This window comes from Breznakia blatticola, assembly GCF_004365815.1.
Classification (GTDB): Bacteria; Bacillota_I; Bacilli_A; order Erysipelotrichales; family Erysipelotrichaceae; genus Breznakia; species Breznakia blatticola.
Map to the genome: position 1 here is coordinate 12,533 of NZ_SODD01000030.1, position 18,224 is coordinate 30,756.

Genomic DNA, 18,224 nt, shown 5'->3' on the forward strand with positions numbered 1-18,224 from the left:
GAGGGTTTTTATTTATATTATTTAGATTTTTCTGTCTTGTTTGCTTCTCTATGTTCTTTTCTGGCATTAATATAGATTTCAATAACTGTAATTGTTAGAAGTAATCCCAAGAACTCTGAAGCTAAATTCATACAAAAGTCATGCAAATTGAAGTTAGGATTATCAAATACCCCAATTGCGAATGTCACAGAAAATATAATAACAATGATAATGTATGAAATGAGTAGTTTTTTATTCTTAAACATAAATCCCCCTAAGTCGTCTATCGATGCTGTAAAGTAACTTCTACTTGATCACCAATCGATTTGCCTATTTGATTTCGAATCGCTTTCGTGATTCCTAAGATGTAACAAATATCACCATTTTCTTTTTTTAATCCCATGTTAACGATACTTCCATCGTATGGAACTCCATCAAAGGTTGCATGTACTGGTAAGCGTCCTTTTTGAAATTCTTTCTTTATATCAAAAGGAACTTCAATATATGCGCCTCCCTTACCTATTGTGGCTTCTTTTATAATTGTTTTAAATGTATATGGAAATGTGATGTTGTTCATTGTAATTATCCTTTCAAGGCAAGTTTTAGTTTTTTTATTGCCCATGTGTAATGTGCACAAGTTGCTGATATACAATAACTTGCAATATTTGATGATCCAACCCAAGGATACATCGCTTTGGTGAATAGTACTTCTTCAGATAGTGATTCAATGACATCAATTACAGCCTTGTGTGAAGCTAACAACATACTTTTCGCGTCATTTAAGCTTGTTTGTTGGTGTTTTTTCCAAAACTCGACATTCATATCAGCATAGTTGTTCCATTTGTATGGTGCTGGTAAAAACGGTGTATTTTCACCATCATCCATGTTTCGTTTTAACCAGTGTAAGAGAAGTTGTTGCCACTCATATACATGGATAAGAACATCGCGTAAATTCTTGTCACGTGCCCAGTGTGCTTCTTTCTTACCAGTTATATCATACGTGAAGTTTGCTTCTTGTTGTGTAGGAGTCATACTATTGATAATCTCTCCTAGTTTGTGAAATTCTGTGGTTGCTTGATCAAGCAATTCTTTTTTTGTCTTTGGTCTAGCCATTGTAGTATCCCCTTATTTAATATTTTGTGCTTTATTTTTTTGTTGTAAGTAGATAATGATATATGCAACAAATAAACATAGATTAATGAAAATAGCTGGCACAGTTGTAATTGCATTCAATTCTGTTAAATCAGCTAGATAGCCATATATGATTCCACTTGCTCCAGAAACAATCATAATCATAAGTGTAGATCCCAAACCTAAAAGTGTTTTCGCTCTAAGCAGATTCATCACCATTAATAATATAGTAGCAATGCTTAGTGCATTACAAAAGAAATCCAATGTATTGTTCATAATTATCCTCCAAATTGAAAAAAAGAAGCACAGTGGCTCCTTTTTGATCTAAATTACTTAACTGCTTCTTTTAATGCTTTAGAAGCTTTGAATTTAGGTGCTTTTGATGCAGCGATTGTTAATTTTTCACCAGTTGCAGGGTTTACACCTTGACGTGCAGCTCTTTCAACTACTTCAAATTTTCCAAATCCTGAAATATCAACTTTACCACCATCTGCAAGAGTTTTAGTAACTTCTGCGAATACTGTTTCAACTGCTGTAGTAGCGTCTTTCTTTGTAATTCCAATAGTTTCTGCTAACGTTTCAGCTAATGCTTTCTTGTTTAATGTTTCCATATCTTATACCTCCGAACATCTAGGTTAATTATAGTCTATCTAAAAAAATATAACAAGGAAAACACATTACGAAAGTGCTAAAAAATACGATAAATACTACTTTTTATCAATAATTTGCAAGATTACGTGCCCTGCGAGCATAATTCCAGCGATATTTGGCATAAATGCCACGCTTCCAGGCACGTTTCGCTTGGTGATATTTGGGTTATCTTCCCAAGGAATCATTGGTTTTATTGGTTGTTCTGTAGACCAAAGAACCTCAACTTTTTTGATATGTCTAGCTTTTAATTCTCTACGTAATACCTTAGCTACAGGATCATAACTCGTCTTTGAAATATCACCAATTTGTAGTTTTGTAGGGTCCAGCTTATTTCCAGTTCCCATGGAACAAATAATTGGTATTTGTATTTCTTTTGCTTTTTCGATAAGTAAAATCTTAGCTACCATCGTATCAATACAGTCAATAATGTAATCCACTCCAACTAAATCGATTTCATTAATTGTATCCTTTAATACAAACGTTTCATATGTATGAATTATGGCATCAGGATTGATATCAAGTAAACGTTTTTTCATTACTTCTACTTTGCTTTGACCAATGGTAGAGTGTAAAGCGACAATTTGACGGTTAAGATTACTTAACGACACGGTATCATTATCGATAATACTAACTTCTTTTACACCAGAGCGAACTAATGTCTCAATACAATGTCCCCCTACTCCACCAACGCCAAAAACAGCCACATGGCTGTTTTGTAAGGTTTTGATTCCGTTTTCTGTTAGTAGCATTTCGCTACGAATAAATTGATTTTCCATAACGTTATTCTGATTTAAGTTCACGTAACATTAAGTCTTTTGCACTTTGTTTTGGCTCTTTACCTTCATATAGTACCTTATAGACTTCTTCAATAATTGGCATATCGATATTCTTGGCTTTAGCAAGTTCATGTACAACTTTTGCTGTACGAACACCCTCTACGGTTTTTTTGTTTGTATCCCAGTAGATTTGTGCATCATTGGCTTTACCGATTTCATATCCTGCTTGGAAGTTACGAGAGTGTCTACTAGTTGCAGTAACAATTAAGTCACCAATTCCAGTTAGTCCCATAAAGGTTTCTTTCTTACCACCATATGCACTACCAAAGCGCATAACTTCAGCAATACCACGCGTGATTAGTGCTGCACGTGTGTTATCTCCATAACCTATTCCAGCTAAGATTCCACTTGCAACAGCAATTGCATTTTTCAAGGCAACACCTAATTCAGCACCAATTTCATCATTTCCTGTATATACACGGAAATAGTCATTTGAGAATACACGTTGTATCGTTTTCGCATCTTCTTCATTTTGTGAGACTGCAGTGATTGTTGTTAGTAAACGTTCAACTACTTCCTCTGCATGACTAGGTCCAATTAAGGATACAACACTGCTTAATTTATCAGCTGGTACACTTGCACGAATCACATCGCTCATTCGTGCATTTGTATCAGGATGGAATCCTTTAGAAGTATTCACAAAGATTGCTTTCTTATCTAAGTATGGTGCAACTTGCTCACAAACACTTTGAATTGCAATTGTTGGCACACTAAGTAAAACAATATCACTTCCTGTAACTGTAGCTAAATCTGTTGTCGCTTTAATTGCTGGGTTTAATTTTACCCCAGGAAAAAATGTTGAGTTAAGATGATTGTTTGCTATATCATCAATTTGACTTTCGTCGATTCCCCATATTGTGACATCTACATTGTTGTCTGCTAGCACTTGTGCTAATCCAGTTCCCCATGAACCACTTCCAATAATTGTTACTTTCATTATTCCTCCATGAATGATTTACAAGCTCTTAAGATTCTATCTTGCACGAGCATTAATGTGGATGGTTGTACCTGTAAAGTTAAACGCATCCCGTAAACGGTTCTCCAAGAATCTTTTGTATGAAAAATGTAATAATTCCGGGTTATTTACAAATAATACAAAGGTTGGTGGACTTACACTTACCTGACTTGCATAATAAATACGTAAACGTACTCCATTATGTGTAGGTGGTGGTGTAACTAATTGTGCATCCAAAATAACTTCATTAACAACATTTGTTGGTAGACGAAGTGTTGAATAATCATGTACTTCATCAATTAATGGAATTAATGTTTGAATACGACTACGATTTAATGCACTTACAAAGGCAATTGGTGCATAATCTAAATATTTAAATTCTTCACGAATCAATTCAGTGACTTGATTCATTGTTTTTTCATCTTTATCGACAGTGTCCCATTTGTTGTAAACAATGATAACACCCTTCCCTGCTTCATGTGCATATCCAGCGACGTGTTTATCCTGTTCACGGATTCCACTTTCACCATCTAACACAACAAGGACAACATCACTACGTTCAATGGCTGCCATCGCACGTAAGATGGAATACTTTTCGATGTTTTCGTAAATCTTTCCACGCTTACGAATACCTGCAGTATCGATAACGACATAATCCTTACCATTTACTTTGAATGGTGTATCTACTGCATCTCGTGTAGTTCCTTCAATATTAGAAACAATAACGCGTTCTTGGTTTAAGATCGCATTTACTAAACTTGATTTTCCAACGTTTGGACGTCCAATGATACAAAATTTTGTCATTTCATCATAATCTTTACGTTGTACATTTTCAAATGAATCAATGATGCTATCTAATACATCACCAATACCAATACCGTGAACTCCACTGACAGCAATTGGTTCTCCAATTCCTAGTGAATAGAATTCATAGATATTTGCTTGTAATTGGGTGTCATCGATTTTATTTACTGCCAAAATCACTGGCTTTTTTGTTTTACGTAATAAAGAAGCGATATATTCATCATCTTTTGTTACGCCATCAATTCCACTCACGACAAATACAATAGAATCAGCTTCTTCTAAAGCGATATCCACTTGCATTTGTATTTCTTCTTTAAATGGTTGGTTGTCCAGTTGAATTCCACCAGTATCAATAATTCGAAATTCTTTGGTTAACCATTCTGCTTTTGCATACACACGGTCTCTAGTGACACCAGGTGTATCTTCAACAATGGATTTACGTTCTCCAATCATTCGATTAAATATAGTAGATTTTCCGACATTTGGGCGACCAACGATTGCTGTAATCCCACTAATCATTTTGTTTCTCTTTCTTTTGTATAATCGACAACACTTTATTGACTACTTGTTCAATATTCAATAAAGATGTATCAATTTCTATGGCATCATCTGCTTTTTTTAGCGGTGATGTCTCTCGATTCATATCTTGGTAGTCGCGTTGCTCAATATCTTTGGCAATTTGATCGTAATCAACATCGACTCCTTGCATTTTATATTCTTCAAAACGACGTTTTGCTCTTGCTTCAACAGAAGCAACCATAAATATTTTTACTTCTGCATCAGGCAATACGACAGTTCCTATATCACGGCCATCTAGAATAAATCCTTTAGCTTTGGCCATTTCTCTTTGTTTTGCGACCATCTTCTCACGAACGAGTAAGATTTTAGCAATACTACTTGTACGCATACTAATTTCATTGGTACGAATGTTTTTAGAAACATCTTCTCCATTGATAAATACGTTTCCTGCTTTATCAAATGAAATCTCCATGTGTTGCAACATCTCATCTAATGCGATTAAATCATTTAGTTCAATGTTATTTTTTAGACTTTGGTAAGCACAGCAACGATACATCGCCCCTGTGTCAATATGCACATAACCTAACTGTTTTGCTAACAGTTTCGCGATTGTACTTTTACCAGCCGCGCTTGGTCCATCAATCGCAATGTTAATCATACAAAAACTCCTCTCTTACATTTTAATGTTCATAATCCAGTATACAACAGTAACAACTACTGCTAGTAGCAATACGATTAAGACTGCAATTATGATATTTAAAAGACGGTTATTTTTATCGACTCCATCATTTAAGGTATGAATTTCTTCTTCTTGCTCGTGAAGTTTTGTTTTCAGTTGCAATGTTTGATCAAGTAATTCATCATAATTTGTTGTATCTTCATCATCTTGGCTAGAAACACTAGGCATAGACATGTTTGTTGTTACATCTTTAGCAGTTGGTAAAACAATTGTTTGTTCACTTTCTACTGCTACTTCAGGTTGTACGATTTCTTCACGTACATCTTCAAGTGGTTGTACTTCTTCCTGGTGAATTAAATCTTGCACTTGTCGTGCAATTTCTTGTGTCATTGACATACGATCTTCTTCATCCATCGCTTGGATATTCGGAATTTCGTTAGTTGTATACACACTAGGGTTTTCAATCACTCCACTTGCTTCATGAACCTCAGTTTTTTGAGCTTCATTATCCATATATGATGCACGTTTTTGACGTTGCTTACTTGATAATTGTTGCAAGATATCAAGTCTTGTATCTTCACTTTCACGAACACCTTTTTTCATATTATAATCACGTACCTCTTGTAAGAAGTCATCCAAGTATTCGTTTTTAAACTCTCCTGTTGTTTCTGAGTTTGTATAATTTACCGAACGTTTTTGATGTGAGGGTGCTTTATTTTCCTCAACTTGTTTATTTAACTGTTGTAATGCTTGTTGCACAGCTTGTTCATCATCTTGGTTTTGATTTAAGGTTTGACGAAGTGCCTCGTATTTTTTTACTCTTGAATTTTCACTCATTTTCAAATCCTCCATACTTGTCTATTATAACAAATTCCAAATTGCATGCATACCGATATTCAATAAAAAAGCCCCTTTCGGAGCATTTTGTTATGATTTATGCACGCCCTGCATATTTTCCATCAGATGTAGATACAAGAATGATTTCATCTTGATCGATAAATAATGGAACACGGATGCTATATCCAGTTTCAAGAACAGCATTCTTTTGTGCGTTTGTTGCTGTATCTCCTTTTACTGCTGGTTCACTTTCAACGATTTTTAGAGCGACTTTATCAGGTAATACGACTCCAAGAATTTCGTTTTCAAACATAGTGATAACAACATTGTCATTTTCTTTTAAGAAGTTCATTTCCCATTCTACATTGCTTTTAGGAAGTTCTACTTGTTCATAACTTTCGTTATCCATAAGAATTAAGTTTTCACCATCATCGTATAAGTATTGCATTTCTCTTTTATCGATGTGAGCTGGTTCTACTTTATCTGATGAGTTGAATGATAACTCTGTAATTGCTCCTGTACGTAAGTTACGCACTTTCGCTTTGATTGTTGTTGCACTACGAGCCGTTTTGTTGTGTGAGTAGTCAAGTACAACATAAATATTTCCATCTTGTTGGAATGTAATTCCTGGTTTTAATTCGTTTGATTGTAACATAAGTTCTCCTTTTTCTTGTCTATTGTAAACTTTTTTTCATCTTTTTAAAAGATTAACGACGTTTTTTAAGTTTCGATACAAATTTCTTCTTACCTGGCATTTGGTTCATTGCAGGCATACCACCTTGTGCCATGTTTTGCATAGCTGCCATATCAGGTGCTTGTCCTTGCTGAGACATACGAGCCATCATCGTCATCATTTTCTTCGATTTTTCAAATTGTGTCAGAAGTTTATTTACATCACCAACACTATGTCCACTACCATTAGCGATTCTTCTCTTTCTAGAAGAACGAATTTGATCTGGATTCTCTCTTTCAAATTTGGTCATGGATTGAATCATCGCTTTGGTATGTTTCATTTGATCATCAGCTTTCATATCGTCTATGCTTTCCATCATTTGTCCCATACCTGGTACTAATTTCATGATTTTGCTAAGCGATCCCATCTTGTTGATTTGTTCAAGTTGTACCAACATATCATTAAGGTCAAATTTACCTTCCATCATACGACGTGAACTCTCTTCAGCAGCATCAAGATCCATTTTTTCTTCAGCTTGTTCAAGTAGAGTTAATAAATCTCCCATTCCTAGGATACGTTCTGCCATACGGTCTGGGTGGAACACGTCTAAGTCTTCGATTTTCTCTCCTGTACCAACAAACTTAACTGGGACATGTGTGATTGCACGAACGGATAGGATTCCCCCACCACGTGCATCTCCATCAAGTTTTGTAAGAACTAAACCAGTAACATCTAATTTCTCATTAAAACTCTCCGCAACATTGACAATATCTTGTCCAGTCATCGCATCTACAGTTAATAGGATATCACTTGGTTTTACTGCTTTTTTGATTTTCTCAAGTTCTTTCATCAATTCTTCATCTACATGAAGACGACCAGCAGTATCAAAAAGTACAGTATCATATCCGTTAGCTTTTGCATATGCTAAAGCATTTTTCGCAGTTGTTAATGCATCAACTTGGACACCTTCAGTATACACTTCAACATCAATTTGTTTTCCAAGTGTTTGCAATTGTTCAATTGCAGCAGGACGAATCACATCACATGCAGCAAGCAATACTTTACGATCTTGTTTTTTACTCATCAAGTTTGCTATTTTCGCAGATGCAGTTGTTTTCCCAGTCCCTTGTAAACCAACCATCATGATTGTTGTAATTCCATCTTCTTTATAGTTGATTTCAGCAGTTGTTGAACCCAATAAATTGGTTAGTTCATCACGCACGATTTTTAGAACCATTTGTGCTGGATCTAGTGCATCATAAACTTTTTGTCCGAGCGCTTGCTCTTTAATTGTTTCAATAAAATCTTTTACTACACGGTAGTTAACATCAGCTTCAAGTAGTGACATGCGCACTTCTTTAAGCATTTCATCCATGTTCTTTTCAGTAAGTTTACCCTTACCACTAATATTTTTAAACGCTCGATTGAGTCGTTTTGTTAATGAATCAAACATTGTATCATACCTTTCTATTTTGCCACATCTTATTATATCAAATTATCATGCTATTGAGAATATTTTCTTTTGAGTTCATCCATACGGTTTTCTAACATCTTTTCAATAGAATCATACGGCATCTCTTTAGTAAAAGGAAGTTGGATGGTTCCTTTTGCAGTTTTAAAGCCTGGTTCCAATTTCTGAAAATATAGTACACCAGAAGGGCTAGGATATAGACCTATATGTTGTTTCATAAGTGCAAAATGTACAACATTTGTATGCCAGTAAAATGTAGGCATTCCATATCGAATCCGTTCTTCTGCTTCAGGCATAATTTTTTTGATCAAGTAATAAAGATTCCATAGACGTTCTTGTCTTTCATTTGGAGCATTTTCAATATATGTTTCAATTTCTGTTTTTGGCATATAACACCTCACTATCTCTTAAGTATAACGCATATTTTATCGATGCATACATAAATGACTAAAAAAGATGCTCCCAATTGGAAACATCTTTATTGTTTTATGCTTTACGTTTTCTTGTATACATAATTCCTAAGGCACTGCATGCAAGTAATCCATATAGAAGTACAATACTTGTTGGATCATATGTATTAACAGACCCACCTGCATTTGGTGTTGTACTTGGCTGTGATTGATCAACTGCTTTTACTTGTACATCAATTTGAACGATTTGTGTATATAGTTCATTTTGTACATCTGTGTATGAAACCGTTAGGAAAAGTGGATATGTTTTGTTTTCATTTTTTGCATCTTTGATTGCTTTTAAACTAGCTGCATCAATATCTACTGTATACGCATCAACAACTTCTCCGTCAATTGTAACTGTTAGCTTTGCAAGACTTTGAATTTGTTTTTGATCTAAAGTTGAAAGTTTATCATAGCGAATATCAAAGTTTGATGCATACACTTGAAGTTCTACTTCGTGATCAACAACTTTTGTTGTATCTACTAATCGACCTTCAATTTCTGCTTTAAAGGTATGTGCATTTGCTTTAGCATAGGTAATGAAATCAGGATATACAGAACCATGAGCAATATATTCGAAATTGGCAAGTCGTTCATCACTTAAAAACCAAGCAAGCATATCTTCACGAGTAATCGCACGATACACAACATCTGCTTCAACTGTACGTCCATCATCTAAAACGATTTTTTCAATACGTTCACCTACAGGTCTTGTAGGATCAAAGTACACTTTCATTCCAGCAAAGTGTTGGAAATTGTTGTTTTCCTCCGGATATGTAGCAAGTGCATTTTCCATTGCAGCATAGATTTCTTTACCACTTAATTCAAATGACAACAAGCGTTGTTCTGAACCAAGTGTATTTAATAATTCATCATATGTTACATCACCTTTTGGTAAGTCTTGACGAATGGTAACTCCTGGAGCAAATGAAACATCTGCATTCCCTTTTGCAGTTGCCAAATATGCATCAGATACAATATTTCCTAAGTTTGTTTCTTGTTTTCTAATCACTTGACGATTTCCAGTTAGATCGACTGGTGTAGTAAACATAACTTCTTTTAAAATTGTTTCATTTTTTGCACGAACATTATCAATAATTTCTTGAATTTGTGCATCTGGTGTAATACCACGTGATTCCGCTTCACTTATTGGAATAATTGTTGAAGTAACATCTACGACTTCACCATTTTTAAGGTATAACTCCATCACTCCAAAGTTATTTCCGTATTCCCCAGTTTCAGCAATTAATACACCATTATGCATTAAGCCTCCATCATGAACTGTATGACAGTGTGCATCAACAATCGCTGTAAACCAGTCGCACTTTTCTGCTAAGTATTTACTTGTCAGTTCTGGATTTGAATCTTTAACGCCTAAGTGTGTTACACCGATAAAGATTGTTGCACCTTCAGCAGTTGCTTTTGCTTTTAGTTCTTCCGCTTTTGCGACTGTACGTGCTCCAAATCCTTCAGGATTATATGCAGTTGTTAATCCTAAGTATGCAATTTTAATCCCGTTATAGTCTTTAATTACATACTCTTCCACATCAGGAATTGCCGCTAATAAATCTGGTTCAGCATTGGCTCCTAAAATTGGGAAATTTGCTGCATCGACAATATCGCTAAGCATATCAAATTTCATCGCATATTCATGATTACCTAATGTCATCATATCGTAACCAACTGCATTCATCACTGTGGCAACATCTAATCCTCGTGACATAGAAGCAAATGAAGTTCCAGCAAATGCGTCTCCGGCAGAAACGATTGTATATGCTTCACCTGCCGCTTCTAATTTGTTAGCATAGCCTTTTACGTATGGTTCTACATCAACAAAACTATGCACATCATTTGTGTGAATGATTGTAATTTTCTTATCGAAATCTAAAGCATGAACTTGCCGTAATGTTGATGGTACAACAAGTGAAAACATGCTGATTGTTACAAATAAACTAAGTACTATTTTTTTTAATCTTTTCATTTTTTGTTCCCTCTTTTATGTGTTAGTTTCTCCCTGTAAAATGTAAATCCTTTCACAATATGATTCCCCTAAATGCATATTGCTACTTGATTTATGTATATTTACAAGCTGTTTTTCACCTTCCTTTCTGTGCTTGTTTTTACCGTATCTTAAAATATGAACATAAAAAAACCTATACGTAGACAAAAACTGTCGATGTATAGGTTTAGCTTGCTTATGCAATCACTATCCTGTTCTTTTGTAAATTCATCATAACAAAGCCAAGTAAGCATGTCAATCATTCTCACAGATTAAATGAAAGCGATTACAAATTTACCATCCTTTTGGTGCAAATACATGTGTTTCTATAAAATGTGCAAAGCCTTCTTCATCACAAGTTTTTTCTGTAATCACATCGGCAATTGCTTTGGTGTCTTCACTACCATTTAATAAGCAAACGCCAAGTCCGCTTGCTTCAAGCATGTCATTATCATTTGACATATCACCAAAAGCCATCACGTTTGCGACATCGATGTGATTACGTTTGCAGTATTCCTTCATCGCAAATGCTTTTGAGACATTGCTATTGGCAAATTCTAGCATTGTTGTCTGCGTTTTGAATGCTTTATAATTATTTGATTCGTGTTGTTTTACATATGCTTCAATCTCTGGCATTTTGTCTTCATCAATTCGAAACATAATCTTTGCATTTTTCTCTTTATAAAACTCACTTTTATCATCAACTAAAACAATGGTCTTCCCTACTTTATCTGCAGAATACTGTACCATTTCATCCATTCGTGTCGCTAGAAAACGACCACCGTCCAAATACATGTAAGGATTTAAATTGAAAGGTTCCATCAATTCTAAAATTTCCTTAATCCAAGCGGTTTCTAGTAAATAATAGGAATGATAACTACGATCATTTCCATCCCATAACTGACAACCATTTAAACCTAAAAGCATCGTTGTTTCTTTTTCTAATCCCCAACGTTTTACTTGTGCTTCAATTTCATCTAAGGGACGACCAGATGCAAGACCAAAATGTACACCATGTGCATGCAATTTGGAAATCACTTGCTTGGTATACTCTTGCATTTCATGTGTTAGTGGTGAGACAAGTGTATTATCAATATCACAAATAACTAACTGTAAATTTTCCATTATAAAGACTCTCCTTTATTTCGTTTGTATACCTTTATTATAAACCCTCTAGTAACTATAGAGTCCACAAAATAAAAAGACATAAAAATATGTCTCATTACTTATTTTTGATAGATCGTAATTACAAATTCAATGTCGATATCAAGTACTTCGATTGATTCTAATCGTAAACTAGCCTCTTTACTTGTTTTATGGTAATACGGCGTCATCATGAACAGTGCTTGTAGATCGTGGTTTGGACAAGTAATTTGATCTTTTACATAGATACGATCAATAACGGATAGTTGCTCGTGCATTGTTTCTTCATTCTGGTAGGGTGTTTCGTATAACACTTGTTTTAATTGCATTAAATGATTGGTTCCAGGTTCTACACATATAAGATACCCTTTATCATGAATCATTCGTGTATATTCTTCATATGCAAATGGTGCAAATACATTGAGTAAGATATCTGCTTGATGTGCTTTTATAGGCATATGAAATATACTACTTAAGACATACTCTACATACTTGGTACGCTTTGCAGCATATTTAAGTGCACGTTTGCTAAGATCCACTCCATATATGGTTGTATCTGGTAAAGCTTGTGCAATCGCATTTGTATAATACCCTTCTCCACAACCAGCATCAACAATCATACGTGGATGTAAATCTTTAATGATATTGATTAATTTTTGTTGGAGGATAGTATAGTATCCCTTACTTAAAAAAAGCCTTCTGGCTTGGACCATTGCCAGTTCATCACCAGAAGTTTTTGCGCTTTTTAAATAGAGGTTTACATATCCTTCTTTTGCAATATCATACATATGATGATTCTTACAAGTATATCGATGCTCTTGTTTGTGTAAATCATGATGACATACTGGACAAACTAACATTAAAATAAATCCTCTTCATCTTGGAATACTTGATTGTAATAAATGTTTTCTGATTCAGTTGTTGCTACAGCTGTATCCAGTTCGCTTTGCCAATCAAAATGTGCTTCCATTTTTTCAACTTTTGCAATATTTGGTTTTGTTGTTGGTTTCTTTGGTGTAAAGATTGTACAACAGTCCTCAAATGGTTGAATTGAAATATCATATGTATCAATTTTTTGTGCAATATCGATAATTTCCAATTTATCGTGACAAACAATTGGGCGAAGTACAGGAATATCTACAACTTTACCAATAACATTCATTGATTCTAGTGTTTGACTAGCTACTTGACCTAAACTTTCACCGTTTACAATCGCTAAACAATTTTGCTTTTCTGCGATTTGTTGGGCCATACGGTACATCATACGACGCATCACTGTGATTGCATAACTTTCATAGCAGTTTTTGTATATCGCTAATTGCATTTGTGTAAATGGGACTACATGTAAGCGAATATGTCCTTGATATAGTGCAAGCTTACTAGCTAGTGCTTTTACTTTATTTAAGGCTTGTACGCTTGTGTATGGTGGTGATGCATAGTGAATACATTCAATTGCAACTCCACGTTTCATCATTTCATAACAAGCTACAGGTGAATCAATACCACCTGATAACATAACCAACGCTTTTCCGCTACTTCCTACTGGATACCCACCAGCACCTTTGATTTTATCACTCATTACATAGGTATAAAATTCACGCACTTCAACTTGAATACGTAAATCTGGTTTTTTAACGTTTACTTTTAATTCTGTGTTTTGTAGGATCTTTGTAGCACAAGCACGATTAATTTCATCACTTGAATATAAAAATGGCTTGTGATGTCTACGTGTATCCATTTTAAATGTATGAATATCACTACTTGCTTGTAAGGCTACAGCATATGCCGCTTCAATAATGGCATCCAGTTCACTAGGCACTTTCTTAGCTAACGAGAAACTAGAAATCCCAAATACGCACTGTAGACGCTTGCTAACGGCTTTATAGTCTTCCCCATTCAGTAAGATATACATGCGATCATGACCTTTTTCATATTCTAAGTGTTCAAACTCGCGTAGTGATTTTTTTACATTCATCATTAATTGACGAATAAAGTCTTTTTTATTTTTACCTTTTGTTGATAATTCCCCAAAACGAATGAGGATATGGTTGTATTCATTAGGTGCTGTATGCATATAAAATCTCCTTTAGATTCTCTAATAAGATAGACACTTCTTCTTTTGTTGTCAAGTGCGATAAAGAGATTCTTACTGCACTAAGTGCATGTTTTTCATCATAACCCATTGCTAATAGTGTATGAGATGGACTCTTTGTGCGTGTGGAACAAGCACTTTGACTTGAAATATAGATTCCTCTTTCATTTAATGCATTCATCAAGATTTCTGAATTCATCGTATGGACAGAGAAATTAATAATATATGGTGAACAAGCACGCGTAGAATTTAGATGTACTTGTTCCATTTGTGCTAATGCATCAAATATCATATCACGCAATTGTACTACATGTCGGTAGCTTTTTTGTTGTTCCAATTGAATTAAACGCAAAGTTTTTGCCGCAACAATACAACTTGGTGCATCAATTGTACCACCACGCAATCCTTGCTCTTGTGCTCCGCCATGAACAATTGGAACTAACTCAATGTTTCTTTTCTTAATTAAAATTCCGCATCCTTTTACCCCATAAATTTTGTGGGTTGTAAAAGTAAATAGATCAATATTACGTAATGAAAGATCGTGCTTTCCAATTAGCTGTACTCCATCACTCATCATACAAATGCGTGTCTGACTTTTTATATAATCTGCAATTTTCTCAATTGGTTGGATACTTCCTACTTCATTGTTAATTGCCATAATGGAAAGTAGTATCGTATCTTTGCGAATGGCTTGTTGAACTTGTTCTAGACTTACAAGTCCTTCTTTATTTACATCTAAATACGTTACCTCAAAGCCAAATAAGGCCTCTAGTTGCTCAAAAGCATGCAAGATGGATGAATGTTCAATCTTTGTTGTTATCAAGTGTTTTCCCTTGTGTTGATTCTTTAATGCGTATCCAGTAATTGCTAGTGAATTTGCTTCGCTAGCTCCTGACATAAAGAAGACTTCATCACTATGAACTTGTAACATCTCGGCAATTTTCTTGCGACTTGCTTCTACATAATCGTGTACTTGTAAAGCTGGCGTATATACACTCTCGGAATTATAAAAGTAGTTTTGGACACATACTTGATATGTATCCAAAACCTCTTTTCTGATTGGTGTTGTTGAAGCGTAATCTAAATAGATACTAGATTTGGATGGCTTCATTGATATCGACGCCTTTCTTTACCAGGTTTTCATAAACCCCTGGGTGTAACTTTTCAATAATGTTCATTGCAATCTTTAGTGATTTTGTATATTGTCCATTATTGAAACATAATTCTGCTCTTGTTAATTCATTGTCTACTTCTGCATATTCACTACGATATTTGTTTCCAAATAAAATTGCATTTTCCACCATAATTGCCATACCAACTAAGTTATTCACTGAGTTGTATAACGTATAGATATAATCAATACTTTCTTCAATCTTTGCATTTAAAGCTTCTACATTTAATGGTGTAATAAGTAAAATCGCTTTAATATCTTCAATGTGCTTGTTTGCCATGATTAAGTCATCATCGTATTTTTCACTTACATTTGGCAAATGATTTTTTTCGATTTTGATGCGAATTTCATTTACGATTAATTGTAATTTAATCATTTGTTCTTTCGCACGTTCTTCATCACTGCATGCAGATTCTAAACGTTGTTGCATTTCTTTACATTCAATTTCCAACTTTTGAACCATTGTATCCAATTCTTCGTACGATAGGAATAGCGTTGAAAATGGAACCGTGTTTTCGCTAATTACTTTCTCTAAACGGAAACGTTGTTCATTTAACTCATCAAGCATCACTTCATCTTTTTCTAAACGTGCTGTCCAATTATCAAAACCAAAGCGCACATTTACACGGTCATATAGTTCACGAATGATTTCATAACGTTTATTTAAATCTTTTACACGTTCAAATAGTGGACTTACCTTTTCATGTAGTTGAACATATGCATCATTTTCTTTATCAATATCTTCTTTCACTGAAACAATACGTACTTCTAGATCATCAATGTCTTTTTCAATGGTTGGTAAATCAACATCGCTTAGTTTTGCTAGACTTTCACTTAATAGTTCGCGAATGACTTCTAAACGTTTATCAATATCTAAGTGGTCTAAGTATACACCTTTGGCTTTACTTGAACTGTATAAATATGTAAGTTCATCAGTTGCAGCAGTAAGTGTACCTTTCAATTGTTGGTAATAATCAGGAAGTGCATGTAATGCATGTTCCAAGTTTTCAATTTCTACTTGAATTTCCATTTGTTTATCTGCAGCTTTATCAAACTCACTTGCAAACATCCATTCTTCAAAAATCGAGAACATCTCTTCGATATTTTTAATCGAGGAATCTAGATTTTCAATACTTGTATGATAGTCACTACGGTGTTCCATCAATTCCCTTTTTAGAACACGAAAGCGTTCTTTTAATGTATTGATGCTTTCACGCTGTGTATTTTCTTGTTCCAAAACCTTTTCTAGTTTTGCATCAAGAGCCAAAACAATACGACTTGTGTTTGCAACAACTGGTTCTAGTTGATTGATACATTGATTTGCCTTCTTGATTTTCTTTGAGAAGATAAAATCATCAGTTTCAGCAAGTAATACACTATACTCTTTTAGACCTTCTTGTGTTTTTTCGTATTCTTCTTGAAATGAAACCACATCATCTTTTAAGTTTGTATTTACCTTGCTTAATGATACAGCTTTATTTAGTTTGAATGATAAAGGAATTCCTTTAAGTTCAGTAAAACGTAATTCTAGTGCATCAAAATCCTTTTTTGCACGTTTTAATCGAATTGAACGAACGATTAATATTATAATAATGAATGCAATTAGGATAATACCTACAATTAATATCCCCATAATTGAAACATTCTGTTTAAAAAAATTAATGAAATTTTCCATATCAACACCTCTGCGATTATTGTATCATAATTAGCGGAAGAAAAAACATCAAAATAATCGATAAGTAAAGAATATATTTGACATTTACCTACTGATTTGATAAAGTAAACAGGCATCATTAATAGCAGCATGCAAAGTTTTATAAATCAGCGTTTGGATCGCACTTGCGAGATAGGAGTAATTCGGCTGCCTTACTTGAACGAAACTACATAACTCCAAACACCCTTATAGAATAATTTGTACTGTTATTGTTTTGCATTTGTAAAGCAATATAGGAGGAAACATTAATGGCTAGAATTACAAAACCTGTTTTTAAAACAGCAAGACGTCTTAGTTTCTCAATTTTAGAAAGTGGAAAAGAATTTTCTAAAGGAAAACAACGTCAATACGCACCAGGACAACACGGTCCTACAAAAAGAATTAAGTTAACTAACTACGGTTTACAGTTACGTGAAAAACAACGTTTACGTTACATGTACCAAATGAACGAACGTCAATTCTTCAACACGTACAAACGTGCGATTAAAATGAAAGGTGTTACAGGTGAAAACTTCTTATTCTTATTAGAGGCTAGACTTGATAACGTAGTTTACCGTATGGGATTTGCACCTACTCGTAGAGCAGCTCGTCAATTAGTAAACCACGGACACTTCTTAGTAGATGGTAAAAAAGTTGATATTCCATCATACCAAGTAAAACCTGGACAAGTAGTTGAAGTAAAAGAAAAATCTAGAAACTTACAACTAATCAACGATTCATTAGAAGCAGTATACAAGGCACCTGCATTCGTAGACGTTGACAAAAACGCGAAAAAAGGTACTTATGTTCGTACACCTGAAAGAAATGAATTAAACTCAGAAATTAACGAACTATTAATTGTAGAGTTCTACAACCGTCAATTATAATACCATCCAAAGAGCAAGACAGATTCTGTACTGCTCTTTTTTTAAAATAACGCCCTACGTATATGTAGTGACGTTATTTTTTTTAGGTGTGCCAGGCATGGTGCATATCTAGTTGGTGAAAGTCCAACCGCAGGTGTTACCGCTAAGCGTAGTGAACTGTTAAACATCAAATAGATATGACTAGAAAAACAAAGAAAAAGTCATTTTATTATTTCCATTGAGATAATCTTGGAAACTATAAATTGACTTTTT

Annotated in this window: 20 protein-coding genes; 1 reads left to right on the plus strand and 19 read right to left on the minus strand. The window is 34.4% G+C overall.

What is annotated here, in order from left to right; translation table 11 throughout:
- Positions 1-17 precede the first annotated feature (17 nt).
- The 19 genes from EDD63_RS08155 to EDD63_RS08245 form a co-directional block, all read right to left on the minus strand.
- Entirely contained in the window at positions 18-245 is a 228-nt protein-coding gene (locus EDD63_RS08155; protein ID WP_134170301.1) for a hypothetical protein, read from the minus strand.
- Between the two features lie 17 nt (positions 246-262).
- Complete coding sequence (locus EDD63_RS08160; RefSeq protein WP_134170303.1) at positions 263-556, minus strand: DUF1905 domain-containing protein; 294 nt, start codon at positions 554-556, stop codon at positions 263-265.
- Positions 557-561: 5 nt separating this feature from the next.
- A complete protein-coding gene (locus EDD63_RS08165; protein ID WP_134170305.1) occupies positions 562-1,092 on the minus strand; it encodes a ClbS/DfsB family four-helix bundle protein in 531 nt (176 codons plus the stop codon).
- A gap of 12 nt (positions 1,093-1,104) precedes the next feature.
- The gene (locus tag EDD63_RS08170; protein WP_134170307.1) at positions 1,105-1,386 is read right to left on the minus strand and encodes a hypothetical protein; all 282 of its coding nucleotides are present in this window, start codon (positions 1,384-1,386) and stop codon (positions 1,105-1,107) included.
- Between the two features lie 53 nt (positions 1,387-1,439).
- A complete protein-coding gene (locus EDD63_RS08175; protein ID WP_134170309.1) occupies positions 1,440-1,721 on the minus strand; it encodes an HU family DNA-binding protein in 282 nt (93 codons plus the stop codon).
- Positions 1,722-1,817: 96 nt separating this feature from the next.
- A complete protein-coding gene (locus EDD63_RS08180; protein WP_134170311.1) occupies positions 1,818-2,537 on the minus strand; it encodes a tRNA threonylcarbamoyladenosine dehydratase in 720 nt (239 codons plus the stop codon).
- 4 nt (positions 2,538-2,541) lie between these two features.
- A complete protein-coding gene (locus EDD63_RS08185; RefSeq protein WP_134170313.1) occupies positions 2,542-3,534 on the minus strand; it encodes an NAD(P)H-dependent glycerol-3-phosphate dehydrogenase in 993 nt (330 codons plus the stop codon).
- Between the two features lie 36 nt (positions 3,535-3,570).
- Positions 3,571-4,875 (minus strand): ribosome biogenesis GTPase Der, encoded by a 1,305-nt coding sequence (der, locus tag EDD63_RS08190; RefSeq protein WP_134170315.1) that lies wholly within the window; start codon positions 4,873-4,875, stop codon positions 3,571-3,573.
- Positions 4,868-5,533: a (d)CMP kinase gene (gene cmk / locus EDD63_RS08195; RefSeq protein WP_134170317.1), complete on the minus strand. Its 666-nt coding sequence runs from the start codon at positions 5,531-5,533 to the stop codon at positions 4,868-4,870. The genes der and cmk overlap by 8 nt, the downstream gene beginning before the upstream one ends.
- Before the next feature lie 15 nt (positions 5,534-5,548).
- Entirely contained in the window at positions 5,549-6,391 is an 843-nt protein-coding gene (locus EDD63_RS08200; protein WP_134170319.1) for a hypothetical protein, read from the minus strand.
- A 97-nt stretch (positions 6,392-6,488) separates the two neighbouring features.
- The gene (gene efp / locus EDD63_RS08205) at positions 6,489-7,046 is read right to left on the minus strand and encodes an elongation factor P (RefSeq protein WP_134170321.1); all 558 of its coding nucleotides are present in this window, start codon (positions 7,044-7,046) and stop codon (positions 6,489-6,491) included.
- Between the two features lie 52 nt (positions 7,047-7,098).
- On the minus strand, positions 7,099-8,517 hold the full coding sequence (ffh, locus tag EDD63_RS08210) for a signal recognition particle protein (RefSeq protein ID WP_134170323.1): 1,419 nt from the start codon (positions 8,515-8,517) through the stop codon (positions 7,099-7,101).
- A gap of 50 nt (positions 8,518-8,567) precedes the next feature.
- Positions 8,568-8,924, minus strand: a complete 357-nt coding sequence (locus EDD63_RS08215; RefSeq protein ID WP_134170325.1) for an iron chaperone — start codon at positions 8,922-8,924, stop codon at positions 8,568-8,570.
- Between the two features lie 97 nt (positions 8,925-9,021).
- On the minus strand, positions 9,022-10,968 hold the full coding sequence (locus EDD63_RS08220) for a bifunctional metallophosphatase/5'-nucleotidase (RefSeq protein ID WP_134170327.1): 1,947 nt from the start codon (positions 10,966-10,968) through the stop codon (positions 9,022-9,024).
- Between the two features lie 312 nt (positions 10,969-11,280).
- Positions 11,281-12,111 (minus strand): HAD family hydrolase, encoded by an 831-nt coding sequence (locus tag EDD63_RS08225; RefSeq protein ID WP_134170329.1) that lies wholly within the window; start codon positions 12,109-12,111, stop codon positions 11,281-11,283.
- 101 nt (positions 12,112-12,212) lie between these two features.
- Positions 12,213-12,989, minus strand: a complete 777-nt coding sequence (locus EDD63_RS08230; RefSeq protein WP_134170331.1) for a putative RNA methyltransferase — start codon at positions 12,987-12,989, stop codon at positions 12,213-12,215.
- On the minus strand, positions 12,989-14,203 hold the full coding sequence (gene thiI / locus EDD63_RS08235) for a tRNA uracil 4-sulfurtransferase ThiI (protein WP_134170333.1): 1,215 nt from the start codon (positions 14,201-14,203) through the stop codon (positions 12,989-12,991). Before thiI ends, EDD63_RS08230 begins: the two co-directional genes overlap by 1 nt.
- Positions 14,187-15,332: a cysteine desulfurase family protein gene (locus EDD63_RS08240; protein WP_134170335.1), complete on the minus strand. Its 1,146-nt coding sequence runs from the start codon at positions 15,330-15,332 to the stop codon at positions 14,187-14,189. The genes thiI and EDD63_RS08240 overlap by 17 nt, the downstream gene beginning before the upstream one ends.
- Entirely contained in the window at positions 15,313-17,025 is a 1,713-nt protein-coding gene (locus EDD63_RS08245; RefSeq protein WP_166667590.1) for a septation ring formation regulator EzrA, read from the minus strand. The genes EDD63_RS08240 and EDD63_RS08245 overlap by 20 nt, the downstream gene beginning before the upstream one ends.
- A 329-nt stretch (positions 17,026-17,354) precedes the next feature.
- Between EDD63_RS08245 and rpsD the strand changes: the two genes are divergently transcribed.
- Positions 17,355-17,972, plus strand: a complete 618-nt coding sequence (gene rpsD / locus EDD63_RS08250) for a 30S ribosomal protein S4 (RefSeq protein WP_134170339.1) — start codon at positions 17,355-17,357, stop codon at positions 17,970-17,972.
- Positions 17,973-18,224 lie beyond the last annotated feature (252 nt).

Excerpts from the sequence above, each read along its gene's own strand:
- efp (WP_134170321.1), bottom strand. The coding sequence starts at position 7,046 with ATGTTACAATCAAACGAATTAAAACCAGGAATTACATTCCAACAAGAT.
- EDD63_RS08170 (WP_134170307.1), bottom strand. The coding sequence starts at position 1,386 with ATGAACAATACATTGGATTTCTTTTGTAATGCACTAAGCATTGCTACT.
- ffh (WP_134170323.1), bottom strand. The coding sequence starts at position 8,517 with ATGTTTGATTCATTAACAAAACGACTCAATCGAGCGTTTAAAAATATT.
- rpsD (WP_134170339.1), top strand. The coding sequence starts at position 17,355 with ATGGCTAGAATTACAAAACCTGTTTTTAAAACAGCAAGACGTCTTAGT.
- EDD63_RS08225 (WP_134170329.1), bottom strand. The coding sequence starts at position 12,111 with ATGGAAAATTTACAGTTAGTTATTTGTGATATTGATAATACACTTGTC.
- der (WP_134170315.1), bottom strand. The coding sequence starts at position 4,875 with ATGATTAGTGGGATTACAGCAATCGTTGGTCGCCCAAATGTCGGAAAA.
- EDD63_RS08240 (WP_134170335.1), bottom strand. The coding sequence starts at position 15,332 with ATGAAGCCATCCAAATCTAGTATCTATTTAGATTACGCTTCAACAACA.
- EDD63_RS08165 (WP_134170305.1), bottom strand. The coding sequence starts at position 1,092 with ATGGCTAGACCAAAGACAAAAAAAGAATTGCTTGATCAAGCAACCACA.
- EDD63_RS08180 (WP_134170311.1), bottom strand. The coding sequence starts at position 2,537 with ATGGAAAATCAATTTATTCGTAGCGAAATGCTACTAACAGAAAACGGA.
- EDD63_RS08155 (WP_134170301.1), bottom strand. The coding sequence starts at position 245 with ATGTTTAAGAATAAAAAACTACTCATTTCATACATTATCATTGTTATT.
- EDD63_RS08200 (WP_134170319.1), bottom strand. The coding sequence starts at position 6,391 with ATGAGTGAAAATTCAAGAGTAAAAAAATACGAGGCACTTCGTCAAACC.
- EDD63_RS08230 (WP_134170331.1), bottom strand. The coding sequence starts at position 12,989 with ATGTTAGTTTGTCCAGTATGTCATCATGATTTACACAAACAAGAGCAT.
- EDD63_RS08185 (WP_134170313.1), bottom strand. The coding sequence starts at position 3,534 with ATGAAAGTAACAATTATTGGAAGTGGTTCATGGGGAACTGGATTAGCA.
- EDD63_RS08160 (WP_134170303.1), bottom strand. The coding sequence starts at position 556 with ATGAACAACATCACATTTCCATATACATTTAAAACAATTATAAAAGAA.
- cmk (WP_134170317.1), bottom strand. The coding sequence starts at position 5,533 with ATGATTAACATTGCGATTGATGGACCAAGCGCGGCTGGTAAAAGTACA.
- EDD63_RS08245 (WP_166667590.1), bottom strand. The coding sequence starts at position 17,025 with ATGGGGATATTAATTGTAGGTATTATCCTAATTGCATTCATTATTATA.
- EDD63_RS08175 (WP_134170309.1), bottom strand. The coding sequence starts at position 1,721 with ATGGAAACATTAAACAAGAAAGCATTAGCTGAAACGTTAGCAGAAACT.
- EDD63_RS08215 (WP_134170325.1), bottom strand. The coding sequence starts at position 8,924 with ATGCCAAAAACAGAAATTGAAACATATATTGAAAATGCTCCAAATGAA.
- EDD63_RS08220 (WP_134170327.1), bottom strand. The coding sequence starts at position 10,968 with ATGAAAAGATTAAAAAAAATAGTACTTAGTTTATTTGTAACAATCAGC.
- thiI (WP_134170333.1), bottom strand. The coding sequence starts at position 14,203 with ATGCATACAGCACCTAATGAATACAACCATATCCTCATTCGTTTTGGG.